The following is a 25,413-nucleotide window of genomic DNA, read 5'->3' as shown; positions in this document are numbered from 1 at the left end:
GCCTACTCGTCGTCTTCGTCGAGCTGCGCCTGCACCTCAGGGCTGATGTCGAGGTTCGTGTAGACGTTCTGCACGTCGTCGGAGTCCTCGAGGGCGTCGATCAGGCGGAACACCTTCCGCGCCACCTCGGCGTCGGCCTCGACGTTCACGGTCGCCACGAACTCCGCGTCGGCGGAGTCGTAGTCGATGCCGGCCTCCTGCAGCGCGGTGCGCGCGGCGACCAGGTCGGAGGCCTCGGTCAGCACCTCGAAGCTCTCGCCGCGGTCGGTGACCTCCTCCGCGCCCGCGTCGAGGACGGCGGCGAGCACCGAGTCCTCATCGACGCCGTCGGCGTGGGGCACCACGATGACGCCCTTGCGGTGGAAGTTGTACGCGACGCTGCCCGGGTCGGCCATGGTGCCGCCGTTGCGGGTCATCGCGGTCCGGACCTCGGCCGCAGCGCGGTTCTTGTTCTCGGTGAGGCACTCGATCAGCAGGGCGACGCCGCCGGGGCCGTAGCCCTCGTACATGATCGTCGTGTAGTCGATCGACTCGCCGGTGAGGCCCGCGCCGCGCTTGATGGCGCGGTCGATGTTGTCGTTCGGGACGGAGGTCTTCTTGGCCTTCTGCACCGCGTCGACGAGCGTGGGGTTACCCGACAGGTCGGCACCGCCGGTCTTCGCCGCCACCTCGATGTTCTTGATCAGCTTTGCGAAGGACTTCGCGCGGCGGGCGTCGATCACCGCCTTCTTGTGCTTGGTCGTTGCCCACTTGGAATGCCCGGACACTGGTGCTCCCTCGTCTCACGTCTGAAGATCCTGACCATTGTAGGACGACTGGCCGCCCCGCTTCCGCGCGACCCACCCGGCGGCGTCAGGCGGCGCGCCGGGCGGCGGCCCGCACCTTGCCGAGGAAGTACTCGTGGAAGCGGGTGTCCCCGGTGATCTCAGGATGGAAGGACGTCCCGAGCAGGTCGCCCTGCTCGACGGCGACCACGCGGCCGTCGGCGACCCGGGCGAGCGGCGTCGCCGCGGGCCCCACGCTCTCGACGATGGGCGCGCGGATGAACACCGCGTGCATCGGCTCGTCGCCGACGGCCGGGATGTCGAGGTCGGTCTCGAACGAGTCCACCTGCGAGCCGAACGCGTTGCGCCGCACCGACACATCCAGGCCGCCGAGGCTCTCCTGGCCCGCAATCCCGTCGAGGATGCGGTCGGCGAGCATGATCAGCCCGGCGCACGTCCCGTAGACGGGCAGGCCGCCGGCGATCGCCCGGCGCAGCGGCTCGGCCAGGCCGAACGCGCGGGAGAGCTTGTCCATGACGCTGGACTCGCCGCCCGGGATCACCAGGCCGTCGATCTCGTCCAGCTCGGCCGGACGGCGCACGGGGACGGCGTCGGCGCCCAGCCCGCGGAGGACCGCGATGTGCTCGCGGAAGTCCCCCTGCAGGGCGAGGACGCCGACCCGCGTCGTCGTTCCCGCCACTCTTACCAGCCGCGCTCGGCGAGACGGTGCGGCGCGGGGAGGTCGCCGACGTTGATGCCGACCATGGCCTCGCCCAGTCCGCGGGAGACCTCGGCGATGACCTTCGGGTCGTCGTAGAACGTCGTCGCCTTGACGATGGCCGCTGCGCGCTGCTCCGGATTGCCGGACTTGAAGATGCCGGAGCCGACGAAGACGCCGTCGGCGCCGAGCTGCATCATCATCGCCGCGTCGGCCGGGGTGGCGACGCCGCCCGCGGTGAACAGCACGACGGGGAGCGTGCCGGTCTCGGCAATCTCGGCGACCAGCTCGTAGGGGGCCTGGAGCTCCTTGGCCGCGACGTACAGCTCGTCCTTCGTCATGGACTTCAGGGCGTTGATCTCGGAGGTGATCTTGCGGATGTGCTTGGTCGCCTCGGAGACGTCGCCGGTGCCGGCCTCGCCCTTCGAGCGGATCATCGCCGCGCCCTCGTTGATGCGGCGGAGCGCCTCGCCGAGGTTCGTCGCACCGCAGACGAAGGGGACGGTGAAGCGCCACTTGTCGATGTGGTTGACGTAGTCCGCGGGCGAGAGCACCTCGGACTCGTCGATGTAGTCGACGTCGAGCGCCTCGAGCACCTGCGCCTCGACGAAGTGGCCGATACGGGCCTTCGCCATGACCGGGATGGAGACCTCGGCGATGATGGCCTCGATCAGGTCGGGGTCGCTCATCCGGGCGACGCCGCCCTGCGCGCGGATGTCGGCGGGGACACGCTCGAGCGCCATGACGGCGACGGCTCCGGCGTCCTCGGCGATGCGGGCCTGCTCCGGGGTGACGACGTCCATGATGACGCCGCCCTTCAGCATCTCTGCGAGGCCGCGCTTGACCCGGCTCGATCCGGTCGCCGTGCCCTGTACGTTGTCTGTCATCATCGCCCTCTCGTGCGGAACAAAGAATGTTTTGACCTATGCCGAACGATAGCATCCTGTCCCCTGCTCGATAGACTCGAACGCGGGACGAGCGCGCGAGGAGCGTCATGGACGGACACGGCATCACCGGCGCCACGGCGTCGGAGATCGCGGCGAGCGTGCGCGCGCTGCACGAACGCGGTGCGCTGCGCCGCGGCGACGCCCTGCCGCCGGTGCGGGAGCTCGCCGCCCAGCTGCAGGTCAACCGCAACACCGCCGTCGCCGCGTACCGCCTGCTCGCGCAGGCCGGCGTCGTCACGGCCCGCGGCCGGGCCGGCACCGTCATCGCCGGCGTCGAAGCGGTCGCCCAGGAGGGCTACGCGGCGGACAGCGTCCTCCGCGACATCGGGACGGGCAACCCGGACCCGCAGCGCATCCCCGCGCCGTCCGCCGCGCTCGCCGGCGCCATCGGCCGGCCCGTCCTCTACGGCGAGCCCGTCATCGACCCTGCCCTCGAGGAGCGCGCCCTCGCCTGGGTGCGCGACGACCTCCCCGACCAGCCGCTGCGCATCACCGTGACCAACGGCGCGGTGGATGCGGTCGAGCGTCTGCTCGCCCAGGCGCTGCTGCGCGACGACGCGGTCGCTCTCGAAGACCCGTGCTTCCTGGCGAGCATCCACACCGTCCGGCTCGGCGGGTACCGGGCCGTCCCCGTGGCGGTGGACGCGGAGGGCATGACCGTGGACGGCCTGCGCGCTGCGCTCGCCGCCGGAGTCCGTGCGGTCATCTGCACGCCGCGGGCGCAGAATCCCACCGGAGCGACCCTCTCCCCCGCGCGCGCCGCCGAGCTGCGCGCGGTGCTGGCCGACCATCCCTACGTGCTCGTCATTGAGGACGACCACTTCTCCATGCTGTCGCAGCGCCGCTACGAGACGCTGATCGGGCCTGGTCACCGACGGTTCGCCCTCATCCGCTCTGTGTCGAAGTTCCTCGGGCCGGACATGTGCCTCGCCGTCGCCGCCACCGACCCGGAGACGGCCGAGCGCCTGGCCTTCCGGTTGAGCCCCGGCACGACGTGGGTCAGCCACATCCTGCAGCGCCTCGTGCTCGCCCAGCTGACCGACGAGACCGCCCTCGCCGAGATCGCCGACGCCGGCCGCCACTACGCCGAGCGGAACAGCGCCTTCGCGGCGCGACTGACCGCCCGCGGGCTCCCCGCCGAGGCGGCCGACGGCCTCAACCTGTGGGTCGAGCTTCCCGTGCCCGCGCGATCGGTGGCGGAGCGCCTCATGCGACGCGGGTGGCTGGCCCGCACGGGCGACGAGTTCCAGCTGGCCGAGCATCCCGCGCCGTCCCATCACCTCCGTCTCACGGTGCACGATCTCACCGACGAGGAGAGCGCACGACTCATCGACGACCTGGTGGACGCGGCGCGCTGAGCCCGGCACGGGATGAGAGGATCGAGGGATGAAGATCCTCTCGATCCAGTCCGCGGTCGCCTACGGTCACGTCGGCAACTCCGCCGCCGTCTTCCCGCTGCAGCGCATCGGCGTCGAGGTCCTGCCGGTCTACACCGTGAACTTCTCCAACCACACCGGCTACGGCGCGTGGCGCGGACCGCTCATCTCCCCCGGCGACGTGCGCGAGGTGATCACCGGCATCGAGGAGCGCGGCGTGCTCGGTCAGATCGACGCCGTCCTCTCCGGGTACCAGGGCAGCGAGGGCATCGGCGACGTCATCATCGACGCGGTCGCCCGCGTGAAGGCCGCCAACCCGGACGCCGTCTACGCCTGCGACCCGGTGATGGGCAACGCGAAGTCCGGCTGCTTCGTCGCCCCGGCCATCCCGGTGCTGCTGCGCGAGCGCGTCGTCCCCGTCGCCGACATCATCACGCCCAACCAGTTCGAGCTGGGGTTCCTCACCGAGACCTCGCCCGACACCCTCGAGTCGACGCTGGAGTCGGTGGATGCGGCGCGCGCGATGGGTCCGAAGACGGTCCTGGTCACCAGCGTCGAGCGGCCGGATGCGCCGGCCGACACCATCGAGATGCTCGCGGTCGACGACGCCGGCGCGTGGATCGTGCAGACCCCGCGCCTCCCGATGAAGGCAAACGGCTCGGGCGACGTCACGGCGGCGCTGTTCACGGCGCACTACGTGCGGACCGGGGACGCCGAGCTCGCGCTGCGGAAGACGGTGTCCAGCGTGTTCGACCTGCTCACCCGGACGCTGGAGTCGGGCGAACGCGAGCTGCAGCTGGTCGAGTCGCAGGACTCCTACGCGAACCCGCGCGAGCAATTCGCGGTCACCCGCGTGCGCTGAGCCTCCTTCCACACCATCAGCTCCTGAGTTTTTCCGCCAAATCGTCGCGAATCGGGCGAAAAACTCAGGAGCTGATCGCTAGGCGGGACGCGGCCAGGCGTCGGCGATCGCGGTGCGGACCTCGCCGAGCAGCTGAGGGAGCGCCTTCGTCTTGGCGATGATGGGCAGGAAGTTCGCATCCTGAGCCCACCGCGGGACCACGTGCTGGTGCAGGTGCGCCGCGATCCCGGCTCCCGCGACCTCGCCCTGGTTCATGCCGATGTTGAACCCGTCGTTCTTCGACACCTCGCGGATGACGCGCATCGCCGTCTGGGTGAGGCTGCCGATCTCGGCGACCTCCTCCGGCGTCGCCTCGTCGTACGTGGCGATGTGGCGGTACGGGCAGACCAGGAGGTGGCCGCTGTTGTACGGGAAGAGGTTCAGCAGCGCGTACGCGTGCGTCCCGCGCGCGACGATCAGTGCATCCTCGTCACTCATGCTCGGTGCGACGCAGAACGGGCAGTCGTCCTTGCCGGGCTGCTGGCCGTGCTGGATGTAGACCATCCGGTGCGGCGTCCACAGCCGCTGGAACTCGTCCGGCACGCCGACGAGGTACGACGGGTCGTCGACGCGGACGCGCTCGGCGTCGACGCTGTCCCGGATCGCGCCGTCCGGCACAGGACCCTCGCCGTTCAGCCCCTCGTCGTCCTGACTCCCGTACGAGTCGAGGTTCAGTCGTGCCATGCCGTGTCGACCAGCTCGTGCGAGCGGATGCTCTCGACGATGCGCTCGATCGCCTCGTCGACGGTCACGCCGTTGCGCTGCGTGCCGTCGCGGAAGCGGAAGCTGACCGTGCCGGCCGACGCGTCCTCTTCTCCGACGATCAGCTGGAAGGGGACCTTCGCCTTGGTGTGGGTGCGGATCTTCTTCTGCATGCGGTCGTCGGAATGGTCGACCTCGGCGCGGACACCGCGTGCGCGGAGCCGGGAGATCACGTCGTCGAGGAACGGCGCGTACTGGTCGGCGACCGGGATGCCCACGACCTGCACCGGCGACAGCCACACCGGGAACGCCCCGGCGTAGTGCTCCAGCAGGATCGCGAAGAACCGCTCGATCGAGCCGAGCAGCGCCCGGTGGATCATGGCCGGCTGCTTGCGCGTTCCGTCCGCCGCGTTGTACTCCAGCTCGAACAGCTCCGGCTGGTTGAAGTCCAGCTGGACGGTCGAGAGCTGCCAGGTACGGCCGATCGCGTCGCGCGCCTGCACCGAGATCTTCGGTCCGTAGAACGCCGCTCCGCCCGGATCGTCCACCAGCTCCAGACCGGACTCGATCGCGACCTCGCGCAGGGTCTCCGTCGCGGTCTCCCAGCTCTCGTCGCTTCCGACGTACTTGTCCGGGTCCTTCGTGGAGAGCTCCAGGTAGAAGTCGGTGAGCCCGTAGCCGCGCAGGGTCTCGAGCACGAACTCGAGCTGACGGGCGACCTCGTCCTTGATCTGGTCTTCGGTCACGTAGATGTGGGCGTCGTCCTGGGTGAGCCCGCGGACGCGCGTCAGACCGGACAGGGTGCCCGACTTCTCGTACCGGTACACCGTGCCGAACTCGGCGAAGCGGAGCGGGAGCTCGCGGTAGCTGCGGCCGCGCGCACGGAAGATCAGGTTGTGCATCGGGCAGTTCATGGGCTTCAGGTAGTAGTCCTGGCCCTGCCGGGTGATGTTTCCGTCCGCGTCGCGCTCCTCGTCGAGGTGCATCGGCGGGAACATGCCCTCCTTGTACCAGTTGAGGTGCTGGCTGGTCTCGAAGAGGTGCGCCTTGGTGATGTGCGGCGTGTTGACGAGCTCATAGCCGTTGGCGATGAGCCGGTCGCGCATGTAGTCCTCGATCTCCTTGCGGATGATCCCGCCCTTCGGGTGGAACACCGCCAGGCCCGAGCCGATCTCCTCGGGGAAGCTGAACAGGTCCATCTCGGCGCCGAGCTTGCGGTGGTCGCGCTTGGCGGCCTCCTCCATGCGCGTCTGGTAGGCGCGCAGCTCCTCCTTGCTCGCCCACGCGGTGCCGTAGATGCGCTGCAGCTGCTTGTTCTTCTCGTTGCCGCGCCAGTAGGCGGCCGCGACGCGGGTCAGCGCCCAGCCGTTGCCGATCATGCGCGTGTTCGGGAGGTGCGGGCCGCGGCAGAGGTCCTTCCAGACCGTCTCCCCCGTCTTCGGGTCGACGTTGTCGTAGATGGTGAGCTCGCCGGAGCCGACCTCCACGGACTCGCTCTCGTCGAAGGCGGCGGTGTCGCCGTGCTGCACTCCGCCCTTGAGGCCGATGAGCTCCAGCTTGTACGGCTCGCCGGCGAGCTCCGCGCGCGCCTCCTCGTCGGTGACGACGCGGCGGACGAACCGCTGCCCCGCACGCTGGATGCGCGACATCTCCTTCTCGAGGGCCTTGAGGTCCTCCGGGGTGAACGCCTCGAGCACGTCGAAGTCGTAGTAGAAGCCGTCCGTGATGGGCGGCCCGATGCCGAGCTTCGCCTCCGGGTTGACGGCCTGCACGGCCTGCGCCAGGACGTGCGCCGTCGAGTGGCGCAGGATGCTGAGGCCGTCGGGCGAGTCGATGGTGACCGGCTCGACCTCGTCGGTCGTCGTGACGGTGGTCGCGAGGTCCTTCAGCTCACCGTTGACGCGCATCGCGACAACGGAACGGTCGGTGAAGAGCTCGAAGCCGTCGGCCACCTGTCCACTCCTTGTTCGTGGGTCGTTTGGGGAACCCTCCAACTCTAGCCGGACCGGGGATGCCGGTCGGCGCGGGTGGCGATGGCTCGGCGACCTGCCGGCGATGGCCCGGCGACGGGACATCATCCGAGCGACCGATGAGCGGCGGGTGTGAGCCTCGGTAGCGTGAACGCCATGACCACGACGCGCACGCCGCTGCGTCGCCGTCGCCCGGTCCTCACGACCCTCCTGCTGCTCGCTGCCCACGGGGTCGCCGTCGTCGTGCTGGTCATGCTCGCCCTGAGCGTCGCTCTCGCCATCGGCGGCCCCACCGTCGGCCGAGACGAGCTCTACCGCATGGGACCGGCGCTGCAGCTCGCCGTCGCCGGCGCTGTGCTGCCGTTCGGGGTCGCCGTGCTGCTGGCCTCGCTGGTGGGGCTCGCGGCGCCGCGACGCGCGTGGCTGGTGCCGGCCTTCGGGATCTGCACCAGCGTCGTCTTCTGCGCCACGGCGATGCTCTTCCTCCACCCGCCGGCTCCCCTCCTCGGAGGATGACGGCCGGCGCGACATGGGACGCCTACGCGCTGAGTCGGGGGTAGTCCGTGTATCCCTCCGCGCCGTCCCCGTAGAACGTGACCGGGTCGGGCCGGTTCTCGGGGTGCTCGCCCTTCCACCGCTCCACGAGGTCCGGGTTGGCGATAACGAGACGGCCGACGGCGACCGCGTCCGCGTGCGCGTCCTCGACCAGCGTGATCGCCTCGTCGCGGGTCGTGACCGAGCCGAATCCGCTGTTCACGATGAACGGGCCGCCGAAGCGCTCGCGCAGGTCCTGCACCAGAGCGCCGGTCGGCTCGCTGTGGAGCACGCTGACATACGCCAGCCCGAGCGGCGCGATCCCGTCGACGACGGCCCGGTAGGTGGCGGTGGCATCGGCGAGATCGGTCTCGACCACATCCTGGATGTTGTGCATAGGCGACAGGCGGATGCCCACCCGCCCGGCGCCGACAGCGGCGGCGATCGCGCTGGTCACCTCGACCGCGAACCGGGCGCGCGCCTCCGGGGAACCGCCGTACTCGTCGTCGCGGACGTTCGACACCGGCGAGAGGAACTGGTGCAGCAGGTAGCCGTTGGCGCCGTGCACCTCGACCCCGTCGAAACCGGCCGCGATGGCGTTCTCCGCCGCGGCGACGAACTCGGCGCGGACCGTCGCGAGCTCCTCGGCGGTGAGCGCGTGGGGCACCGGGTAGGCGACCTTCCCCACGGGCGTGCGCGCCTCCCCCTCGATCGCGACGGCGCTCGGTGCGACGATGCGCTCGGTGCCGGTGATCAGGGGATGCGAGACCCGCCCGCCGTGCATCAGCTGCATGACGATGCGGCCGCCCTCGGCGTGGACCGCGTCCGCGACCGCGCGCCAGCCGGCGATCTGCTCGTCCGTGACGATGCCCGGCTGGCCCGGGTAGGCACGGGATTCGTGGCTCGGGTAGGTGCCCTCGGAGATGATCAGACCGACGCTCGCCCGCTGCGCGTAGTGCTCCGCCACCAACGGCCCGGGGATGCCGGCCTCGCCCGAGCGTGTTCGCGTGAGCGGCGCCATCACGACGCGGTTGGGAAGGTGGAGGTCGCCGAGCGAGACGGGAGAGAACAGATCCATCGAGGGGATGCCTTTCGGAGTTCGGATGCCGCGGCCGGTCGGGGCCGCGGGCGCAGCGCTGTCGGAGCGCAACCTCGACGGTAACGGGCCGCGCCCGCGTCGTATTCCGTCGAGGCGTGGACGCGGCCGCCTCTGGCGCACCGGAATCGAGGTCGGCACACTGGAGGAGGTGGGGTGAAAGGGGGCGATGAGCGTGACTTCTGAGCATGTGATCAAGCCGCTGACCCTGGAGACCTTCCCGGGGTGGCTGGCGCTCGCGGAGAAGCACAACGGCGTCTGGGGCGGGTGCTACTGCTCGTACTTCCACGGCGATACGGCGGACACCGTGAAACGCGAGTACGACGGCCCGACCTTCAAGCGGCGGCTCGTGGCGGAGGGCGTCGCTCATGCCGCGCTCGTCTTCGACGGTGACGATGCGATCGCCTGGTGCGAGTACGGGAGTCCCGCCGAACTGCCGAACATCTACCACCGCAGGCAGTACGACGCGGGCGAGACGCGGCCGGCTCCGTGGCGCATCACGTGCTTCTTCGTCGACCGCGACCACCGCCGCGAAGGGGTGGCGCGGGAGGCGCTGGACGGGGCGCTCGACCTGATCAGGCAGGCGGGCGGAGGCGAGGTGGTCTCGTTCCCGAACGAACTCGTCCCCGGAAAGAGGACATCGTCATCGTTTCTCCACAACGGCACGAGGACGATGTTCGAGAAGGCCGGATTCACGTTCGAGCGTCATATCGGGAAGAGCAAGACGGTGATGCGCATCACGGTCCCGCCACCCGACGGACGCGCGACTGTCGATCCGGCCCGGTGATCGCTAGCCTGTGCGATCCGCCCGCCTTTCGCCCTGCGCGGCGATGCGGTCGAGCGCGTCCGCCATGGCATCGGCGAGCACGCGGGCCGGCGGCACGTGCTCTCCGTCGGTCTGCACGCTGACGCGGAACCGGTCGGCGTAGGACACGGCGAGCGCACCGACCCGGACGTTGCCGGACAGCAGTGCCAGCGGCCAGGCTGCGGCCAGTTCCGCCCCGGCCAGTCGGAGAGCGTGCGCAGGTCCGGTCAGCTCGGACGCGATCGCCGCGACGGCCCGCTGGCGGCGAGCGAAGCGCATGAGGAACCGCGCGGCGCGGGGACTCCGCATCAACCGGAACGTCCCGACGGCCCGCGCCCTGGCCTTCTCGGAGCGCGTCACGGCGGCCACCCGGGCGACGGAGCCATCGGAGGGCGGATCGCCCAGCGCACTGCCGACCGGGATCTCGACCAGCATGACACCGGTCGCGTTCCCCTCGCCCGCGGACCGGGCAAGGCGCACGGGACTCGAGACCGGGAGCGTGGCGGGCGGCACCTCCCCCGCGGCGACGAGCATCGCGTGGATGCCACGGCCGAACGCGGCGAGGAAGGCGTCGTTGATCGTGCCGCCGAGGCGTCGGGCGCCCTCGTGCAGGGACGCGAGGTCGACCTCCAGGAACGCGACGTCGCGCGTCGCACCGAGCGGCCCCAGCAGGACCTTCGAGTGGACGCGGCGGCGGAAGACCGCGAGCGTCTGGTCCACCAGGTCCCCCAGCCGCAGGACGAACGGCCTCCGAGCGGGCGCGGCACGATCCGCCGGCCCGGGGCCGGCCGCGACGGGTGTCTCCGCCGGAAGCGGGTCGGACAGGGCGGCGACCACTGCCTCGGCCCCCAGGCCGTCGGCGACCGCGTGGTGCAGGCGGAACAGCATCCCGCACCGATCCCCGGCCACGCGGGGCACGAGCAGCACCTCCCAGAGCGGGCGTCGGGTGTCGAGCGGAGTCATGACGACCCGGGCGCACGTCCGCTCGAGCGCGGTGGACGCCTCCCCGTCCGCGGCGGGAGGTTCCGGCCGGATCACGCGGATGTGCTGCGCCAGGTCCGGATCGACCGACCGCCAGCTCCATTCGCCGCCGGATTCGACGGGCACCCGGTGCAGGGCCGCCAACCGCTCGACCCGCGGGGCGAGCACCTCGAGGAGTGCGTCGACATCGGGGTCGCCTGCGCCGTCCACGAAACCGCCGGGAGCGAGGAGGCCGACCAGTGTGACGACGTTGGGCTGGCCCTGCTCCACGATGAAGTTGGCCGCATCCACCGCCGCCATCGGCGTCGCCGCTCGAACGGTCTTCATGGCCTCACGCTACGGCGGCCGAGGTGCACGCCGCCGGGACGTTCGACCCTCGCCGGGCGGCATCGCCCGATTCATCATTGCCGCATGACCGAGATCGCCATCGTCCAGCATTCGGAGCAGCCGACCGCCGTCGTGCACGAGCGCGTCCCCCTCGCCGACCTCCCCGCGTTCTTCGCCCGGGCGTTCCAGGAGACCGCCGCGGCGCTGCAGGCCCAGGGGCAGCATCCGGCGGGGCCTCCGTTCGGCAAGTACTCCGGGATGCCTACCGACACCGTCGACGTCGAGGCGGGCTTCCCCGCCTCCGCGCCGATCACGGCATCGGGTGAGGTCGTGCCCGGCACGCTGCCCGGCGGCCGGGTGGTCGAAGCCACGCACATCGGACCGTACGACACGATCCAGCAGACCTACGACGAGATCCAGCGCTTCGTCGCCGACGCGGGCCTGACTCCCGGCGAGGTCATGTGGGAGTGCTACCTGAGCGATCCGCAGAGCCAGCCCGATCCGTCCACCTGGAGGACGACGATCTGCTGGTCCGTGCCCTGACGTCTCGGGTGCGGAGACGGCTTCGGGCGGGAGCGCGTCAGCCGCGCCCCAGGTCGACGATGAGCAGGTTGTGCACCCGGGTGACGTTCGGGGACGACCACGCCGAGAGCTCCGCCTCGTGCTTCTCGATCCACGACCGAACGGTGCCTTTCAGGGTCAGCTCGGTGCCGTCGACGGTGACCACGATGTTGCGGGCGTCGAGCGCGGCGTTGCGGATGATCGCCTCGCGCACCCGATGGGTGACGTCTTCGGCGTCCGGCCGTCCGGTGAGCTGGATGCGGTCGACGACGGCATGGACGCCGTCGATGCGCCGGACCGCCTTGACCGCGGCCGTCCGCTGGTAGTTCCAGTCCACGAGCCCGCTCAGGGTCACCGTGTGGTCCATGACCTCCAGGTGGATCCTCTCCTCAGGGATGCCGGACGTCCAGCGCAGAACGTCGTTCACCGCCTTCGCCAGTTCGAGCCCCTCCGGCTCGCCTCCGAGCGCTCGCGCGCGGAGTTCGTCGTTGACGGCGAGCACGCCCGCGACGCGCTGCGCGGCCATCACGGCCGCAGCGCGCTGGCTGAGTGACGGGACCTCGCCGCTGAGGGTGACGATGCCGCCGTCGACCGCGACGCCGATGTGCGCCGGCTCGTCGATGCCGGGCTGCCAGCCGAGTTCGGACTGGACGTCGTGACGGACCTTCAGGTCCGCGGCTGCATGCGTGCCGGTGGTGGTGTCCATGCCGACATGGTGCCGCCGTGCCGTTGCCGGCAGGAGGGGCGAAGGTCCCGTGACGCCCGGAACGTCCCGCCGGCGAACGCGTGCCGCGCTGCTCCCCCGGAGCACCGCGGCACGCCTGGTCGGGATTCGAGCCTCCCGGCCGTCCCCCTTCTTCCCCCGTCCTCGTCGCCGATCAGGCCTTCGTCCCTGCTGTGATGGGGATCTTCGTCGGCGCCGGAAGCGCCGCGAACGGCACGTCGACCCGGAGGACGCCCTTGTCGAAGGTGGCGGCGATCTTCGCCTGGTCGGACTGCTGCGGGAGCGCGATGCGGCGGTAGAAGCTCTGGCTGGATTCGCGGACGACGTACTTCTTGTCCTTGTCCTCCTCCTTCTCGTGCTTCTCGGCCTGGATGACCAGCGCGCCCTCGTCGATGTTCACCGAGATGTCGTTCTCGTCGAAGTCGGGAAGGTGCACCTCGACGATGAGCTCGTTGTCGTCCTTCGTGTAGATGTCGGTCGTGGGCAGCTTGGTGCGGCGCGACGCGAGCATGCCGTCCTCGAAGAAGTCCCGCTGCAGCCGGTCGAGCTCCGCGAACGGGTCGAAACGGACCAGATTGCGTGCCATGACGGTGTCCCCTCTCTCGTCGGTGTCCGTGGTGACGCCGATACGGTACGTCCGGCGGGGCGCGACGGCGCGGGCCGAAGGTCCCACGAGGGGTACGGCGACCGCCCAGGTCGGAGATCCGGTCCTTTTCGGCCGGGATCTCCATCCGCACCGCGGTACGTCGGAGATTCGAGAGGCTTTCCCCGGACGGTAGCGCCAGCGGCGGTCCAGAAACGACGAACAGACTATGCCGACCGGACGACGCCCGACTCAGCACCGTCTGTAGGATCGCCGCAGATGTCATCGTTGACAGGGGGAATGCACCATGAACAAGCGCGCTCGCGCTATCCGCACCATCGCCATCGCCGCTGCTGCGCTAGCCATCGGCCTGGTGGGCTGCTCCACGATTCCGGACCACGGAGCAGCGGCGTCCGGCGTAGCGTGCCTGAACGTGCGCTCGGCGGTCACCAATCTGGAGGCGCTCCGCGCGTGGTGCCTCGATCATCACGACGCGGCCGGCGCGGCGGGATGGGTGACCGGGATCGAGAACGCCTTGAGGACTGACGCCTCGGCCAGCACAGCGACGTCTTCGCGAATCCGCGACGCTGCCTCTCGACTCGACGCACAGGTCCAGCTGTTGTCGGGCACGGGCGGCGAAGCGGCGGTCGCGCAGCTTCCGGGCGTCATCACTGATGTCCTGGACGAGCTGAAGCCCGCTCGCGCTGAGATGTGCGCCTGATCGTGGCTGATCCGATCACCGTCCAGGTCGCCGATGTGCTCAGCGACGAGGACCTCGCTGCCATCGAGCGGCTGCTCCCTCAACTGTCGTCGACGGCCACCTTCGACCGTGCACGCGTCCTCTCGATGCTGACGCATGACGGCACCGACCTCATCGTCGCCCGCGGCGACGGCCGCCTCGTCGGAATGGCGACGCTCGCATCGTTCCCGCTGCCGACCGGAGTGCGCGGCCACCTCGACGACGTCGTGGTGGCTCACGAGCTCCGCGGCCGCGGTATCGCCCGGATCATGCTCGAGGCAGTCGTCGAGCTGGCTCGCGCGCGAGGGATGAGGACGCTCGACCTCACATCACGGCCCAGCCGCGAGTCGGCGATCCGCCTCTACGAGTCCGTCGGCTTCCGACGACGCGATTCGATGCTGATGCGGTACGCCGGCGAGCTGGGGTGACCGGCGGGGTCAGTCGATCGTGCGGATGAGCACCTCGACGCTCACACCGTCGTTCGGATCGGTCCCGGTCAGGCGGATCAGGTCCGCGCGACGCGGAGTCTGGAAGTCGTGGACAGCCTCATCCTCGATCTCGACGAACAGCTCGAACCGGCGCCCACGCGAGTGCTCGTCCGCCCACGCCATCGCTTCGGCGACATCGTTCGCCTCGGTTAGCGCGAACGCGTCGAGCTGCCAGCCGGTGTCCGGCCCGGGACGTTCCCAGAAGTTCACTCGATAGGTCGGGTGGCCGAGAATGCGTCCCGGTTCGGCGTGGACTGTCTCGTGTGCTCTCACAGCGCGAGCTTAGCCATCACGCTTCGTGGCGCCGGCGGCTTCGCCTGCGAAGATGAGAGCCGGCGAAGGACGATCGGGGGGATCGGATGACGGTATCGGAGCGGGGGCTCGCTTTCGAGCAGGCGACGGCGCGGTACCGCCGGCGGAGTGTCGCGGCGAACATCCTTGCCGCGATCGCGGTTCTGGTGCTGCTGCTCATGGCAGCGGTCGACTGGTACCTGATCATTCAATTGAACTTCGTCGCGCGGATGTTCCTGCTCGCCGCACTGGCCTTCGTCGGCTGGCTCCCCGTCACCCTCGTCATCACCGCCGTATGCCTGCGCCCGTACTGGGTGACCTTCATCGCGCTCGGCGTCGTCGGCGCCGCGGTGCTTGCGACGCTGGCCATCGTCTGGGCGGTCCCGGACGCGCCACAGCCGTACCCGACGATCTCCTGGCCGCGACGCGGTTAGCGACCCTGGGGCCACGAAGCTGAGCTTGCTACGATCCCGCCTGGGTGGAGGGGACTCGATGAAAAGACATGCTGGTCCACATGCTGGCGTCTTGCCAGCCCTGGTGATCGTGCTCGTCGTCGCCGGGTACGTTGCGTGCTTCGCCGGAGTGATCGTCAGCCCCGCTCTCGTGCCTGAGCCCGACCGCTGGTTCGGCGGCTCGCTGTCCATGGAGCACCCGTGGCTGACGGCGACCGTCGTGCATGCGATGTACTGGCTGCTCGTCTTGTTGGCCGCGTCTGCCTGCATCGCCGCGACCACCCTGGCCGGGAGCGCTGCCTTGCGGCAGCTCGCCGACGCCGATCGTGTCGCAGATGAAGACCTGGCCTGACGCGGCTAGTGCAGGAAGAAACGAACCCCGTCGCCACATCGCGACCCCGCGACCGAGCCCATCGCTTTCCGATCACGTCAGAAACGACGAAACCCCCGGTTTCCCGGGGGCTTCTCTCTGTGGGCGATACTGGGATCGAACCAGTGACCTCTTCCGTGTCAGGGAAGCGCGCTACCGCTGCGCCAATCGCCCGAACCTGAACGCGAAGCTCAGGATCGAGGTGGATACGGGATTCGAACCCGTGTATACGGCTTTGCAGGCCGCTGCCTCGCCTCTCGGCCAATCCACCGAACGCCACAACACGGAAAAAACCGTACCGTACCTGAGAGGCCCGATCCGTAGACCGGGCCGACTCGAGCGGATGACGAGACTCGAACTCGCGACCCTCACCTTGGCAAGGTGATGCGCTACCAACTGCGCTACATCCGCATTTCGCCCCGCAGTTCCCTGCGGCACTTGAAAGACTCTAGCCGATCAGAACGCGCATGACAAAACCGATTACGCCCGCCGGGTGTGTCGCCTGCGGTCGCGTTCGGGTCCCCCGCGTCGATGTGCATCGGGGCCCCGGAGTCGGCTAGTATCGAATCTCGCAGCACACGGGCGATTGGCGCAGTTGGTAGCGCGCTTCCTTCACACGGAAGAGGTCATCAGTTCGAGTCTGGTATCGCCCACCAGAGAAAGACCCCGGTCAGCCAGGGGTTTTTCGTTTGTCAGGGATGCAGAGATGTGGGTCGCGAATCTCGGCGGCGCCCGCGTCCGGCTTTCTCCGCGTCGGTGAGCTTACGTCCGTGATCTCACCGGTCGTGATCGCCGCGAGTAGAGTCCGACCCGTGACCGTCCCGAACACCCGCAGCCGCAACCACCCGCGCACGCAAACGGAACGGAACCGCGCCGCCCTTCCGGTGATCGTCTACGGCGCGACCGCCATCCTTCTCCTCGCCCCGGGCGCCTCAGTCGTCGGCGAATGGCAGCACCTTCTCCGGTACGGCTGGCCGGGGCCCTACGACGCGGTCATTGCCGAGCTGAACGCTGGCGAGACCCTGTTCAGGGTGCAGCTCTCGGCGATCGCGTCCGCGATCGTCCTGGTCGCAGGCGCTGTCACCGCGGGCGTCGCCGCACGCTCCGCGCGCCAACGGGTGTGGCTGGTCACCCTCGTCGGGGTTGTATCGACCGTGCTCCTCGTCTTGGTGGTCGGGTTCCTGCTGACCCCGCCGTTGGCGTCCTCATCGAACTGAACGCGGCCGCAGTAGACGACGCTGTCCGCTAGGGTTTCCGGCGTGAAGCTCGTCACGTCAGCGGTCATCTGTCTCATTGCGCTCTCCCTCGCAGGCTGCACCGCGTCAGCCACCAGCGCGCCCAGCCAGTCCGCAACGCACCAGGCAACGCATTCGCCCGTTGCGTCAGCGACTCCGGCCGTCGCCGACGGGTTGCCCACCAGCTGCAAGGCGTTCTACTCCGTACTCACCACGTTCATGTCGCCGGACGGGTCGCTCGTCCTCAACCCCGCATGGAAGTCCGGTCCGGGCGTGGTTCGGGCGGAAGTGGGCGGCTACGGCAGCTACGACCCGACACTCGCGCCCCTGCTGGCGCACAACCCCGGGGTCATCTGCGACTGGGCCCCGTCGGCCGGGCCGAGCGACACATTCCTCACCACCCAATTCCGCCACGTCGACGACACGACCGCACAAACCGCGATCGCCCACCTGGAACAACTCAACTGGGGATGCAGCCCGGTTTACGACGGCATGTGGTGCCTGACCGACGACTCCCACACCGGCCGGTCTATCGGCGAATCGCAGTACTTCGGTCACGGCGACTGGATCGCCTCAGACTGGAACAATGCCGGCCCGGAAACCTACACACCGAGACTGCTGCAGTCGCTCTTCGGGTGAACCGGAGGAGGCGACGAGCGGAGTCCGACCCGTGACCACTGCGCCGCCGAAAAAGCGGTGGTCGGGTGATCGCATACAACTCGACCTTTCATCGGCCGAGCAGCGGCCCCAGCCGGACCGCGGTGTCCGCGACCAGCGACACCAGCCCGTCGCGGTCGGCCAAGCGGGCGGCGGGGAGAGCCAGCGCCAGCCCGGCGACCAGGCGCTGGTCGCCGCCGCGCACGGGAACCGCGAGGCAGCCGAAGCCGGGCACGAGCTCCCCCTCCTGCGTCGTGAACCGCGTCGGCGACGGCACGGCACGCGCGGCCTGCTCCGCGAGCAGGAGGCGGCCGAGGGCCGAGACGCTCAGATCCGAGCCGATGCGCTTGGGGTCCGAGAGCGGGAAATCGGGGTCGACATCGACAGGCACGACGCGGTCGTCGCGGTAGACGGCGAGATGCACGCCGCCCCGGATGCGCGCGCGGAGCTCCGCGACCGCCTCCCGCGCCGTGGCGGCCGCATCCTGTGCCTGGGCGACATCGGCGAGCTCGGCCACCTTGCGGCCGAGGGCGAAGCCGCGCAGGTCGGGCATGCGCACCAGGTACTCGTCCTGCACCAGGAGGTTCAGGATGCGGTAGGCCGTCGCACGCGGAAGCCCCAGCCGGGCCGAGAGCTGCTGCGCGGTGATCCCGGGCCCGGCGCGCGCGACCTCCTCCAGCACCGCGAACGCACTGTGCACCGCGCCCGGCTGCCGCCCGCTCAGCTCCGGGATGGCGTTCATGGCGCCCCGCCGAGCACGTCCCCCGTCGTCGGCTCGTCGTAGAGGCCGATGCGGAGCAGCGCGTCCGCCCTCCGCCGTCGGCATAGCACCCACAGCCCGAAGGCGACCGCCGCCACCCCCGCCAGCAGCAGCACCGCGACGGCCCGGTCGCCCGAGACCTCGAGCCAGAGGTCGAGTGCGAGCGCCATCACGAGACCGACCGCGGCCGTCGCCGCCGCGATCGCGGGACCGACGGTCAGCTCCCCGATCCGCCGCAGGAAGAACGGCGTCGCGACGCAGACGAGCGCATACGCCGTCATGTAGCCGGCCGCCGCACACACCACGACGACGCCCATCGCCTGCCACGGCCCCATCCCGGCCACCACCAGCACCGCAGGCACGGCGACCTCGGCCACGATCGCGACCGTCAATGCGATGTGCGGGGTGCGGAACCGGCGATGCGCGCGTCCGAGGGCACGCGGCGCGATCCCCTCGCGGCCGAGGGAGAACAGCACGCGCGCGAGCGCCGTGGTCGAGGCCAGGGCGCACGCCAGGAACGAGCACGCGAGCGCCGCATCCAGCAGCAGGCCGATCCACTCGACGCCCGCACGCGCGGCGAGGTCGTTGACCGGGGTGTGGCTGGCGACGAGATCCCCTCCGAGCGCCTGGAAGCCCGCCAGCTGCGTGTACGCGGAGAGCAGATAGAGCAGCCCGGCAGCGATCACGGTCCAGCGGATGGTGCGCGGGATGGTCGCGAACGGCCGCCGCGATTCCACACCGAGCGTCGCCGCGCTCTCGAACCCGACGAAGGCGGTCACCGCGACGGTCGTGCCCGCCGCGAGCTCCGGGATGCCGACCGACCGGGGCACCGCGACGCTCGCGAACGAGGAGCCAGGAACCCGGACGAGCAGCACCGCGATCAGCACCAGGATGCCCACGATCGACAGCAGCTCGACGACCAGCGTGACACGCGTGGAGAGCCGGATGCCGCGCCAGAGCACCAGCAGGCAGAGCGCACCGGATCCGGCGAGCAGCAGAAGCACGAGCCCGCGGGAGCCGGTGACGCCGGGCTCCGCGTGCGCCAGCAGCGTCAGGCCGTAGTAGGCGGCCCCGAGCAGGGCGAACATCGCGACGAACCCGTAGCCGACGATCATCGCGGCGCTGGTCGCGAAGCCGGCCCGCACGCCCAGGCCGCGCGCCGCGAACGTGTAAAGGGATCCGGTCGCCGCCATCCGGCGCGTGAACTGGTTGACCGCGTAGGCGACGAGCGCCATCAGCACGCCGGCGAGCAGGAAGGCCAGCAGGGTGCCCGATCCGGCGCGCGCGGCGACCAGCACCGGGCAGGTGGCCGCCGCGGCCGACGGGGCGACGGCCCCGACCGACTGGGCCAGCACATCCACGAAACCGAGACTGCGGCGGTCGAGGCCGGCCATCGGCGAGCGCGCGGGGAGGCCGTCGACCGGCGTCGGATCGGCGATCGCCCGGCTCAGGGCCGTCACGGGGGGCTGTGCTGTCACGGTGTGCTCCTCGCCCGCGAGGCTACGGCGGGCGTGTTGCGGCCGGGTTTCGTCGGCGTCACGGGCGCGTGACCCCGAATGCGACGCGGGTCGTCCCATTCGGCGAGCGCCGACTCTTCACGCCGGCGGAACGGACGTGCAACACCCCCTCGCGAGACTGACGGCACCACCACCCCTCACCCCCAGGAGGAACCCATGACGGCTGCACAGGAGCCACAGGCTCTGCTCGGCGATCCGATCGCCATCCGAGGTCCCGGCGCCGCGCGCCAGCTCTCCGGCCGGCTCGGCGTCGGTTCGATCGTGTTCATGGTGGTCGCCGCCGCGGCGCCGCTCACCGTGATCGGCGGCGGCTTCCCGGTCGCCGTGCTGCTCGGCAACGGAGCGGGCGTGCCGAGCATGTTCGCGATCGGCGCCGTCATCCTGCTGTTCTTCGCCGTCGGGCTGAGTGCCATGAGCCGGTTCATCCCCCGGCCCGGCGCCTTCTTCACCTATGTCGGCTACGGGATGGGACGCCCGCTCGGTCTCGCGGCCGCCTACCTGGCGCTCCTGACCTACACGACCGTGCAGGTGGCGGTCTACGGCTACCTGGGGGCGACGCTCGAGTCGTCGGTCGTCGCGCTGCACGGCCCGGACATCCCCTGGTACGTGTACTCGCTCGCGATGATCGCCCTGGTCGGCGTGCTCGGGTACCGGCACATCGAGCTGAGCTCGCGCGTGCTCGGCATCCTGCTGATCGCCGAGGTCGGCATCGTCATCGTCCTGAGCTTCGTCATCATCGGGACGGGCGGGGCCGAGGGGCTCTCGCTCGCTCCGTTCGAGCCGAGCACCGTGCTGTCGGGCTCCCCCGGCATCGGGCTCATGTTCGCCCTCGCCGGGTTCATCGGATTCGAGTCGACCGCCATCTTCCGCGACGAGGCCAAGGAGCCGGAGAAGACCATCCCGCGGGCGACCTACATCGCCGTCATCGCCATCGGCGTCTTCTACACGTTCGCGTCCTGGGCGCTGGTGATGGGATGGGGCCCCGCGAAGATCGTGGACGTCGTCGCCTCCGACACCGGCGGATTCATTGTGAACACGGCCGTCCACTACCTGGGATCGGTCGGCGGCGTCATCGTGAACGTGCTGCTGATCACGAGCCTCTTCGCGTGCGTCCTCTCCTTCCACAACGTCGTCACCCGCTACCAGCACTCGATGTCGAACGCGTCGGTGTTCCCGGCGGCGATCGGACGCGTCCACGGCAAGCACTCCTCGCCGTACGTGTCGTCACTGGTGCAGACCGCCACCGCGGCGGTGCTGATCGCGGTCTTCGCGTTGTTCCGCCTCGACCCCGTGCTGCAGGTGTTCACCTGGTTCAGCGGCATCGCAACGCTGGCCATCGTCGTGCTGATGGCGCTGACCTGCCTGGCCGTGATCGTCTACTTCGCCCGCACGAAGACCGGCGCAGGCCTCTGGCGCACGGTGATCGCCCCCGTCATCGGCCTGCTCGGCCTGATCGGGGTGACGCTCATCATCGTCGACAACTTCCCGCTGCTCATCGGCGATGTGGATGCGAAGGGCACCCCGGTGGTCGGCCCGCTCTCCATCGCCTTCTTCGCCGCCATGCTCGCCGTTCCCGTGATCGGCGTGGTGCAGGCCCTCGTCCTGCGCCGCAGCAAGCGCGCCGCCTACGAGAACATCATCGACACCATCAGCGCCTAGGAGACCTGCACATGACGACCGAACTCCCCCTCACCCTCCCCCACGACGACACGGCGGCACCCGGACCGCTCTCCAGCCTGACCGCCGCCGAGATCGAGTCGGCGACACGCATCCTCCGCAGCGCCGGCGTCGTGACGGACACCACCCGCTTCGTCTATGTGGGGCTGCTGGAGCCCGACAAGGCGGATGTGCTGGCCGCGCTCGCCGGCGAGGCCCCCGCGCCGGACCGCGAGGCGCGCATCCTGCTGCTCGACGTCGCCACCGGCGCAAGCGCCGACGCCGCCGTCTCCCTCACCCGGGGCGAGGTCATCGCGCTGGTTCCGATCGACGGCTCGCGCGGCCAGGTCCCCATCCTGGAGGAGGAGTTCGAGGCGATCGGCGGCATCCTCGCCGCGGACTCCGGCTGGCTCGCAGCGCTCGGGAAGCGCGGACTGGTGAGCGAGCAGGTCGTCTACGCACCGCTCTCCCCCGGCTCCTACGACATCCCGGGCGAGGAAGGCCGCCGGATCATCCGGGTCTTCGCGTTCCGGATGGACCACGCCGAGGACCACCCGTGGGCGCACCCGGTCGACGGCCTCTGCGCGTACGTCGACGTCATCGCGCGCGAGGTCACGCAGGTCGTCGACGCGTTCGAGCTGCCCGTGCCGGAGGAGCCGGGCAATTTCCACCTGGAGTCGGAGCGGCCTGCGCCGCTCGACACGCTGAAGCCGATCTCGATCACCCAGCCGGAGGGACCGAGCTTCGCCGTCGACGGCGACCGGGTCACCTGGGCCAACTGGTCGTTCTCGCTCGGCTTCGACGCGCGGGAGGGGCTCATCCTGCGGAACCTCGGATTCGCCGACCCCGACCAGGGAGGCGAGGTGCGTCCGGTGGTCTACCGCGCCTCCATCGCCGAGATGGTCGTGCCGTACGCGGACCCGTCGCCGACCCGGTACTGGCAGAACTACTTCGACACCGGCGAGTACCTGTTCGGCCGCTTCGCGAACTCGCTCACGCTGGGCTGCGACTGCCTCGGCGAGATCCGCTACTTCGACGCCGTGCTGTCCGACGAGTTCGGCCGGCCGAAGACGATCGAGAACGCGATCTGCATGCACGAGGAGGACTACGGGACGCTGTGGAAGCACACCGACCTGTTCACCTCGGCCAACGAGGTGCGGCGGTCGCGGAGGCTCGTGATCTCCTTCTTCACCACGGTCGGCAACTACGACTACGGCTTCTACTGGTACCTGTACCTCGACGGCACCATCGAGTGCGAGGCCAAGCTCACCGGCATCCTGTTCACCTCGTCGTACGTCGAGGGCTCCGCGACGGCGAGCGAGGTGGCGCCGGGTCTCGGTGCGCCCTACCACCAGCACCTGTTCTCGGCGCGGCTCGACATGATGGTGGACGGGCTGGCCAACGCGGTCGAGGAGGTGGACGCGGTGCGCCTGCCGGTCAGCGAGACGAACCCGTACGGCAACGCGTTCACGAAGCGCGCGACCCGCATCCTGAGCGAGGCGGAGGGAGCGCGCGAGGCCGACGCGTCCGTCGGGCGCACCTGGCACATCGTCAACACCGAGAAGACCAACCGGCTCGGCCGCCCCACCGGGTACGTGCTCCACGCGGAGCAGAACCCGACGCTGATGGCGGACCCCTCCGCCACGGTCACCGCCCGGGCGGCGTTCACCACCAAGCAGCTGTGGGTGACGCAGTACGCCAGCGACGAGCGCTATCCGGCCGGGGAGTTCGTCAACCAGAACCCGGGCGGCGACGGCCTCCCCGCCTACATGGCGGCGGACCGGCCCCTGGACGGTGAGGACATCGTGCTCTGGCACACGTTCGGGCCGACGCACTTCCCGCGCGTGGAGGACTGGCCGGTCATGCCGGTCGACTACGCGAAGTTCACGCTCAAGCCCTACGGCTTCTTCGGCCGCAACCCCGCCCTCAACGTCCCGGCCGAAGCTCCGGCGCACTGCGCGCCGGGGCACCACGGCCACGCCGACGGCGGCCACGGGCACGGCGAGCACACGCACCACGGATGATCGAGACCCTGCACCTCGGCAGCATGCTCCCGGCGACGCTGGGGGCATGCTGCGTCGCCGGGAGCACCGACCGCCGCTCCCCGCTCGCCTGGTTCGGGATGCTGGCCATGCTCGCGGCGATGGCGGACACGATGCTGCTGCCGCATCCCGTCGTCGCTCCGGTCGTCTGGGCGGCGCTGCTGGTGGCGACGGGGGTCGCGACCGCGATGGCGCAGCGGCTGCGGCGGGTGGGGCGGAGCGGCGCGGCGGGCGCGCATTCCGCCCATCCCGCCGATCCCGCCCATCCCGCCCATCCCGCCCATCCCGCCCGGACGATGGCACTGCACCGCGCGCTGCAGGCGATCCTGATGGGCGGGCTGATCGTCGCGGCGGGCGCGCACCACGGCGCGGCGGGCGGCGGACACTCAGCCCACGGGGTGAACATGGTCGCGGCATTGGGGCTCGCCGCGCTCGCCTTCGCGGTAGCGTCCGGGCTCCTGGCGCTCCGGCGACCGCTCCCGCGCCTCCTGCGCGCAGAGGCGTCACTCGGGGCGGCCTCCGTCGCGCTGATGTCGCTACCGCTGCTCGTGTAGCGCGCCGCCCGCGCCACATTCGTGCCGAATGCGCGGAAAGGCGCCGCTAGAGAGCGCACATTCGGCACGAATGCCGCCGCGCTTCGCGCTCAACGTCAGGCCGTCAGTGGGTCGTCACCGGGTGCAGGGCGTTGCTGAGCGTGCATCCCGCTTCGCCGGACTGCAGAGTGATGTCGGCCGGGTGCCACACGTGCACGGAGCCGTCGGCGTCCCGCTTCCCCACCAGGCAGTCGGTGCTGCCCGAGATGCCGACGGCGACGCCGAGGACGGTGCCTTCCGCACCGCTGTCGCGGGTGAGGCGGGCGCCGGTGACGGGGTCGTGCCGGACGGAGTCGTCCGGGAACGCGACCGTCAGATCGTCGGCCAGGCTCGTCGCCGTGGCCGCGGCCAGCACTGCGGAGAGCCGGTCGGCGGTGTCGGCCGGCAGGCTCGGCTTCGGAAGCGGCGTCGGCGGCGGCGAAGCCGGAGCGGGTGGACAGATCACGCTCTTCGGCTTCGTCGCGCTCCACTGGAAGAACGGGCGGACGCGGAAGGCGAAGCAACCCGACCAGTCCCCCTCCGGCCAGCCCTTCCGCGCCAGGGAACCGGACCGGCTCGGCGCGTGTGCGGTGATGCGGAGGGTGAAACGGGCACCGCCGAGATCGCGGGTCATCCCCTTCCATGACATCGCCTGAACCGACAGCTCGACGTCGTCGGCGGGAACGGCCGGCGCCTCACCGCTCGATTCGCGGGACGGGTCGGAGTAGCGGTAGGCGAGGTCGGACGCGAGCACGTTCCGCGGGCGGGAGTCGTCGATCGCCGCCGCGATGCGCTCCGCCTCGTGTCGGGCGGCATTCTGCGCCACCGCGTCTCCGGTGCGCACGTCGGACGGTCCCGTGCACGCGGCGAGCGCCGACGCGAGGAGGACCGCGGCCGCCACGGTCGCGACGGTGCGTCTCATCGGTTCCCCGCTCAGCCCGCCTGCGTGGGCGGTGTCTCCCGTCGCAGCGAGCTGCGGCCGATCGTGAACCAGAGGATCGCGCCGAGGAAAGGCGCCAGCGTCACCAGGATGAGCCACCCGACGGTCGGTCCTGCTGCGGCGCGGGCCGCGGCGATCTGGATGACGGCGATCAGCCACAGGATGAACGGGACGACGAACATCCCGAACACGATCAGCGCATGCCACCCGGCGAGGCCACTGAACATGAATCCCCCATTCGTTCGGTGCCACGACCCTACCGGACGACCGATTCTGTCTGACGAACCACCGGGACTCTGCGGAGATCCGCGCGTCATCCACTACGCTGATCGCATCGACGATCGGGGGATATCGTGCCGACACTCATCGAGGAGTACGACAGGGACCGCGCCATCCGCCTGCGGGCCCGCTGGCTCATGGTGGGCGTGGTCGTGGCGATCGCCGGCGTCTTCCTCACCGGACCTCTCGGCGTGCTGCGCCTCGTCGACGGAGACGGCCTCGGCTGGCTGCTCGTCGCCGCAGCGATCGTGTTCGCCGTGGCGGCGATCCTGCTGTTCCGCGCCAGCCGCCGTGCGGTCCCAGCACAGGACTACCGCATCACCGCGGACGCCTCGCAGCAGCCGGACCCGGAGGGCGCGCCCATCTGGACGCGCAAGGAGATCGGCTGGTCGGCCAACGCGATCCGCCAATGGAACCCGTGACCGG

The 25,413-nt window shown here is 70.3% G+C and carries 29 protein-coding genes and 4 tRNA genes; 16 read left to right on the top strand and 17 right to left on the bottom strand.

Going from position 1 to position 25,413, the window contains the following annotated elements; all coding sequences use genetic code 11:
- Window positions 1-2 precede the first annotated feature (2 nt).
- The 3 genes from BLW09_RS07210 to pdxS all read right to left on the bottom strand — a co-directional run bounded on the left by BLW09_RS07210 (window position 3) and on the right by pdxS (window position 2,372).
- Window positions 3-767, bottom strand: coding sequence for a YebC/PmpR family DNA-binding transcriptional regulator (locus BLW09_RS07210; protein ID WP_089910407.1), 765 nt, complete (start codon window positions 765-767; stop codon window positions 3-5).
- Window positions 768-852: 85 nt separating this feature from the next.
- Window positions 853-1,464, bottom strand: coding sequence for a pyridoxal 5'-phosphate synthase glutaminase subunit PdxT (gene pdxT / locus BLW09_RS07205; protein WP_089910404.1), 612 nt, complete (start codon window positions 1,462-1,464; stop codon window positions 853-855).
- Window positions 1,465-1,466: 2 nt separating this feature from the next.
- The gene (gene pdxS, locus BLW09_RS07200) at window positions 1,467-2,372 is read right to left on the bottom strand and encodes a pyridoxal 5'-phosphate synthase lyase subunit PdxS (RefSeq protein ID WP_089910401.1); all 906 of its coding nucleotides are present in this window, start codon (window positions 2,370-2,372) and stop codon (window positions 1,467-1,469) included.
- Window positions 2,373-2,476: 104 nt separating this feature from the next.
- On the opposite strand from pdxS, the gene BLW09_RS07195 reads away from it, so the two are divergent.
- Both BLW09_RS07195 and pdxY read left to right on the top strand, forming a co-directional pair.
- Window positions 2,477-3,787, top strand: a complete 1,311-nt coding sequence (locus tag BLW09_RS07195) for an aminotransferase class I/II-fold pyridoxal phosphate-dependent enzyme (RefSeq protein WP_089910398.1) — start codon at window positions 2,477-2,479, stop codon at window positions 3,785-3,787.
- A gap of 28 nt (window positions 3,788-3,815) precedes the next feature.
- Window positions 3,816-4,667 (top strand): pyridoxal kinase PdxY, encoded by an 852-nt coding sequence (gene pdxY, locus BLW09_RS07190; RefSeq protein ID WP_089910395.1) that lies wholly within the window; start codon window positions 3,816-3,818, stop codon window positions 4,665-4,667.
- 78 nt (window positions 4,668-4,745) lie between these two features.
- On the opposite strand, the gene BLW09_RS07185 is transcribed toward pdxY, so the two are convergent.
- Window positions 4,746-5,390, bottom strand: coding sequence for an HIT family protein (locus BLW09_RS07185; RefSeq protein WP_089910393.1), 645 nt, complete (start codon window positions 5,388-5,390; stop codon window positions 4,746-4,748).
- Window positions 5,378-7,360, bottom strand: a complete 1,983-nt coding sequence (thrS, locus tag BLW09_RS07180) for a threonine--tRNA ligase (protein WP_089910390.1) — start codon at window positions 7,358-7,360, stop codon at window positions 5,378-5,380. Before thrS ends, BLW09_RS07185 begins: the two co-directional genes overlap by 13 nt.
- A 174-nt stretch (window positions 7,361-7,534) precedes the next feature.
- On the opposite strand from thrS, the gene BLW09_RS07175 reads away from it, so the two are divergent.
- A complete protein-coding gene (locus BLW09_RS07175) occupies window positions 7,535-7,894 on the top strand; it encodes a hypothetical protein (RefSeq protein WP_157696914.1) in 360 nt (119 codons plus the stop codon).
- 22 nt (window positions 7,895-7,916) lie between these two features.
- Here BLW09_RS07175 and BLW09_RS07170 read toward each other — a convergent pair whose 3' ends face one another.
- Complete coding sequence (locus BLW09_RS07170) at window positions 7,917-8,990, bottom strand: alkene reductase (RefSeq protein ID WP_089910385.1); 1,074 nt, start codon at window positions 8,988-8,990, stop codon at window positions 7,917-7,919.
- Between the two features lie 187 nt (window positions 8,991-9,177).
- On the opposite strand from BLW09_RS07170, the gene BLW09_RS07165 reads away from it, so the two are divergent.
- A complete protein-coding gene (locus BLW09_RS07165) occupies window positions 9,178-9,795 on the top strand; it encodes a GNAT family N-acetyltransferase (protein WP_089910382.1) in 618 nt (205 codons plus the stop codon).
- Window positions 9,796-9,798: 3 nt separating this feature from the next.
- Here the strand turns inward: BLW09_RS07165 and BLW09_RS07160 are convergent, their stop codons facing one another.
- Window positions 9,799-11,121 (bottom strand): wax ester/triacylglycerol synthase domain-containing protein, encoded by a 1,323-nt coding sequence (locus BLW09_RS07160; protein ID WP_089910379.1) that lies wholly within the window; start codon window positions 11,119-11,121, stop codon window positions 9,799-9,801.
- Window positions 11,122-11,205: 84 nt separating this feature from the next.
- On the opposite strand from BLW09_RS07160, the gene BLW09_RS07155 reads away from it, so the two are divergent.
- Window positions 11,206-11,664: a GyrI-like domain-containing protein gene (locus BLW09_RS07155; RefSeq protein ID WP_089910376.1), complete on the top strand. Its 459-nt coding sequence runs from the start codon at window positions 11,206-11,208 to the stop codon at window positions 11,662-11,664.
- A 37-nt stretch (window positions 11,665-11,701) separates the two neighbouring features.
- Here BLW09_RS07155 and BLW09_RS07150 read toward each other — a convergent pair whose 3' ends face one another.
- Both BLW09_RS07150 and BLW09_RS07145 read right to left on the bottom strand, forming a co-directional pair.
- Window positions 11,702-12,388, bottom strand: a complete 687-nt coding sequence (locus BLW09_RS07150) for a BON domain-containing protein (RefSeq protein ID WP_089910373.1) — start codon at window positions 12,386-12,388, stop codon at window positions 11,702-11,704.
- Window positions 12,389-12,560: 172 nt separating this feature from the next.
- Window positions 12,561-12,992: an Hsp20/alpha crystallin family protein gene (locus BLW09_RS07145; protein WP_157696913.1), complete on the bottom strand. Its 432-nt coding sequence runs from the start codon at window positions 12,990-12,992 to the stop codon at window positions 12,561-12,563.
- Window positions 12,993-13,296: 304 nt separating this feature from the next.
- On the opposite strand from BLW09_RS07145, the gene BLW09_RS07140 reads away from it, so the two are divergent.
- Together BLW09_RS07140 and BLW09_RS07135 are read left to right on the top strand one after the other, a co-directional pair.
- Window positions 13,297-13,710, top strand: a complete 414-nt coding sequence (locus tag BLW09_RS07140) for a hypothetical protein (protein WP_089910367.1) — start codon at window positions 13,297-13,299, stop codon at window positions 13,708-13,710.
- 2 nt (window positions 13,711-13,712) lie between these two features.
- Window positions 13,713-14,156, top strand: a complete 444-nt coding sequence (locus tag BLW09_RS07135; RefSeq protein WP_089916690.1) for a GNAT family N-acetyltransferase — start codon at window positions 13,713-13,715, stop codon at window positions 14,154-14,156.
- Between the two features lie 9 nt (window positions 14,157-14,165).
- Here BLW09_RS07135 and BLW09_RS07130 read toward each other — a convergent pair whose 3' ends face one another.
- Window positions 14,166-14,489, bottom strand: coding sequence for a hypothetical protein (locus BLW09_RS07130; protein ID WP_231947112.1), 324 nt, complete (start codon window positions 14,487-14,489; stop codon window positions 14,166-14,168).
- Between the two features lie 86 nt (window positions 14,490-14,575).
- Here BLW09_RS07130 and BLW09_RS07125 point away from each other — a divergent pair, with 86 nt between their 5' ends.
- Window positions 14,576-14,941 (top strand): hypothetical protein, encoded by a 366-nt coding sequence (locus BLW09_RS07125; protein ID WP_089910359.1) that lies wholly within the window; start codon window positions 14,576-14,578, stop codon window positions 14,939-14,941.
- A 91-nt stretch (window positions 14,942-15,032) separates the two neighbouring features.
- Window positions 15,033-15,311, top strand: coding sequence for a hypothetical protein (locus BLW09_RS07120; protein ID WP_089910357.1), 279 nt, complete (start codon window positions 15,033-15,035; stop codon window positions 15,309-15,311).
- Window positions 15,312-15,431: 120 nt separating this feature from the next.
- Here BLW09_RS07120 and BLW09_RS07115 read toward each other — a convergent pair.
- The 3 genes from BLW09_RS07115 to BLW09_RS07105 form a co-directional block, all read right to left on the bottom strand.
- Window positions 15,432-15,503, bottom strand: a tRNA-Val gene (locus BLW09_RS07115).
- Between the two features lie 26 nt (window positions 15,504-15,529).
- Window positions 15,530-15,600 (bottom strand) — tRNA-Cys (locus BLW09_RS07110).
- A 67-nt stretch (window positions 15,601-15,667) separates the two neighbouring features.
- Window positions 15,668-15,740: transfer RNA gene (locus tag BLW09_RS07105), tRNA-Gly, on the bottom strand.
- 169 nt (window positions 15,741-15,909) lie between these two features.
- On the opposite strand from BLW09_RS07105, the gene BLW09_RS07100 reads away from it, so the two are divergent.
- The 3 genes from BLW09_RS07100 (at window position 15,910) to BLW09_RS07090 (ending at window position 17,203) form a co-directional block, all read left to right on the top strand.
- Window positions 15,910-15,985, top strand: a tRNA-Val gene (locus BLW09_RS07100).
- 156 nt (window positions 15,986-16,141) lie between these two features.
- Window positions 16,142-16,546, top strand: coding sequence for a hypothetical protein (locus tag BLW09_RS07095; protein ID WP_089910354.1), 405 nt, complete (start codon window positions 16,142-16,144; stop codon window positions 16,544-16,546).
- A gap of 42 nt (window positions 16,547-16,588) precedes the next feature.
- Window positions 16,589-17,203, top strand: coding sequence for a hypothetical protein (locus BLW09_RS07090; RefSeq protein WP_089910351.1), 615 nt, complete (start codon window positions 16,589-16,591; stop codon window positions 17,201-17,203).
- An 88-nt stretch (window positions 17,204-17,291) separates the two neighbouring features.
- On the opposite strand, the gene BLW09_RS07085 is transcribed toward BLW09_RS07090, so the two are convergent.
- Window positions 17,292-17,963, bottom strand: a complete 672-nt coding sequence (locus BLW09_RS07085) for a helix-turn-helix domain-containing protein (protein WP_089910348.1) — start codon at window positions 17,961-17,963, stop codon at window positions 17,292-17,294.
- Window positions 17,960-19,459, bottom strand: coding sequence for an APC family permease (locus BLW09_RS07080; RefSeq protein ID WP_231947110.1), 1,500 nt, complete (start codon window positions 19,457-19,459; stop codon window positions 17,960-17,962). Before BLW09_RS07080 ends, BLW09_RS07085 begins: the two co-directional genes overlap by 4 nt.
- Window positions 19,460-19,654: 195 nt before the next feature.
- Here BLW09_RS07080 and BLW09_RS07075 point away from each other — a divergent pair, with 195 nt between their 5' ends.
- Genes BLW09_RS07075 through BLW09_RS07065 form a run of 3 tightly spaced genes read left to right on the top strand, consistent with a single transcriptional unit; the run spans window position 19,655 to window position 23,750 of the window.
- Window positions 19,655-21,157 carry an APC family permease gene (locus BLW09_RS07075; RefSeq protein WP_089910343.1) on the top strand — a complete coding sequence of 501 codons (1,503 nt, stop codon included), beginning with the start codon at window positions 19,655-19,657 and terminating at the stop codon, window positions 21,155-21,157.
- A gap of 11 nt (window positions 21,158-21,168) precedes the next feature.
- The gene (locus tag BLW09_RS07070; RefSeq protein ID WP_089910340.1) at window positions 21,169-23,178 is read left to right on the top strand and encodes a primary-amine oxidase; all 2,010 of its coding nucleotides are present in this window, start codon (window positions 21,169-21,171) and stop codon (window positions 23,176-23,178) included.
- Entirely contained in the window at window positions 23,175-23,750 is a 576-nt protein-coding gene (locus BLW09_RS07065; protein WP_089910338.1) for a hypothetical protein, read from the top strand. The genes BLW09_RS07070 and BLW09_RS07065 overlap by 4 nt, the downstream gene beginning before the upstream one ends.
- Window positions 23,751-23,853: 103 nt before the next feature.
- Here the strand turns inward: BLW09_RS07065 and BLW09_RS07060 are convergent, their stop codons facing one another.
- Window positions 23,854-24,690: a hypothetical protein gene (locus BLW09_RS07060; protein ID WP_089910336.1), complete on the bottom strand. Its 837-nt coding sequence runs from the start codon at window positions 24,688-24,690 to the stop codon at window positions 23,854-23,856.
- Between the two features lie 11 nt (window positions 24,691-24,701).
- A complete protein-coding gene (locus BLW09_RS07055; RefSeq protein ID WP_089910333.1) occupies window positions 24,702-24,935 on the bottom strand; it encodes a PLDc N-terminal domain-containing protein in 234 nt (77 codons plus the stop codon).
- A 126-nt stretch (window positions 24,936-25,061) separates the two neighbouring features.
- Here BLW09_RS07055 and BLW09_RS07050 point away from each other — a divergent pair, with 126 nt between their 5' ends.
- Complete coding sequence (locus BLW09_RS07050) at window positions 25,062-25,409, top strand: hypothetical protein (protein ID WP_089910330.1); 348 nt, start codon at window positions 25,062-25,064, stop codon at window positions 25,407-25,409.
- Window positions 25,410-25,413: the final 4 nt, after the last annotated feature.

This window comes from Leifsonia sp. 21MFCrub1.1, assembly GCF_900107895.1.
GTDB lineage: Bacteria > Actinomycetota > Actinomycetes > Actinomycetales > Microbacteriaceae > Leifsonia > Leifsonia soli.
The sequence above is the reverse complement of the archived record's forward strand: the minus strand, read 5'-3'. Positions and strand labels throughout refer to the sequence as shown.

Excerpts from the sequence above, each read along its gene's own strand:
- BLW09_RS07060 (WP_089910336.1), bottom strand. The coding sequence starts at position 24,690 with ATGAGACGCACCGTCGCGACCGTGGCGGCCGCGGTCCTCCTCGCGTCG.
- BLW09_RS07075 (WP_089910343.1), top strand. The coding sequence starts at position 19,655 with ATGACGGCTGCACAGGAGCCACAGGCTCTGCTCGGCGATCCGATCGCC.
- BLW09_RS07085 (WP_089910348.1), bottom strand. The coding sequence starts at position 17,963 with ATGAACGCCATCCCGGAGCTGAGCGGGCGGCAGCCGGGCGCGGTGCAC.
- BLW09_RS07070 (WP_089910340.1), top strand. The coding sequence starts at position 21,169 with ATGACGACCGAACTCCCCCTCACCCTCCCCCACGACGACACGGCGGCA.
- BLW09_RS07160 (WP_089910379.1), bottom strand. The coding sequence starts at position 11,121 with ATGAAGACCGTTCGAGCGGCGACGCCGATGGCGGCGGTGGATGCGGCC.
- pdxY (WP_089910395.1), top strand. The coding sequence starts at position 3,816 with ATGAAGATCCTCTCGATCCAGTCCGCGGTCGCCTACGGTCACGTCGGC.
- BLW09_RS07175 (WP_157696914.1), top strand. The coding sequence starts at position 7,535 with ATGACCACGACGCGCACGCCGCTGCGTCGCCGTCGCCCGGTCCTCACG.
- BLW09_RS07185 (WP_089910393.1), bottom strand. The coding sequence starts at position 5,390 with ATGGCACGACTGAACCTCGACTCGTACGGGAGTCAGGACGACGAGGGG.
- BLW09_RS07145 (WP_157696913.1), bottom strand. The coding sequence starts at position 12,992 with ATGGCACGCAATCTGGTCCGTTTCGACCCGTTCGCGGAGCTCGACCGG.
- BLW09_RS07170 (WP_089910385.1), bottom strand. The coding sequence starts at position 8,990 with ATGGATCTGTTCTCTCCCGTCTCGCTCGGCGACCTCCACCTTCCCAAC.
- BLW09_RS07165 (WP_089910382.1), top strand. The coding sequence starts at position 9,178 with ATGAGCGTGACTTCTGAGCATGTGATCAAGCCGCTGACCCTGGAGACC.
- BLW09_RS07055 (WP_089910333.1), bottom strand. The coding sequence starts at position 24,935 with ATGTTCAGTGGCCTCGCCGGGTGGCATGCGCTGATCGTGTTCGGGATG.
- BLW09_RS07140 (WP_089910367.1), top strand. The coding sequence starts at position 13,297 with ATGAACAAGCGCGCTCGCGCTATCCGCACCATCGCCATCGCCGCTGCT.
- BLW09_RS07150 (WP_089910373.1), bottom strand. The coding sequence starts at position 12,388 with ATGGACACCACCACCGGCACGCATGCAGCCGCGGACCTGAAGGTCCGT.
- BLW09_RS07195 (WP_089910398.1), top strand. The coding sequence starts at position 2,477 with ATGGACGGACACGGCATCACCGGCGCCACGGCGTCGGAGATCGCGGCG.
- BLW09_RS07065 (WP_089910338.1), top strand. The coding sequence starts at position 23,175 with ATGATCGAGACCCTGCACCTCGGCAGCATGCTCCCGGCGACGCTGGGG.
- BLW09_RS07155 (WP_089910376.1), top strand. The coding sequence starts at position 11,206 with ATGACCGAGATCGCCATCGTCCAGCATTCGGAGCAGCCGACCGCCGTC.
- pdxS (WP_089910401.1), bottom strand. The coding sequence starts at position 2,372 with ATGATGACAGACAACGTACAGGGCACGGCGACCGGATCGAGCCGGGTC.
- BLW09_RS07125 (WP_089910359.1), top strand. The coding sequence starts at position 14,576 with ATGACGGTATCGGAGCGGGGGCTCGCTTTCGAGCAGGCGACGGCGCGG.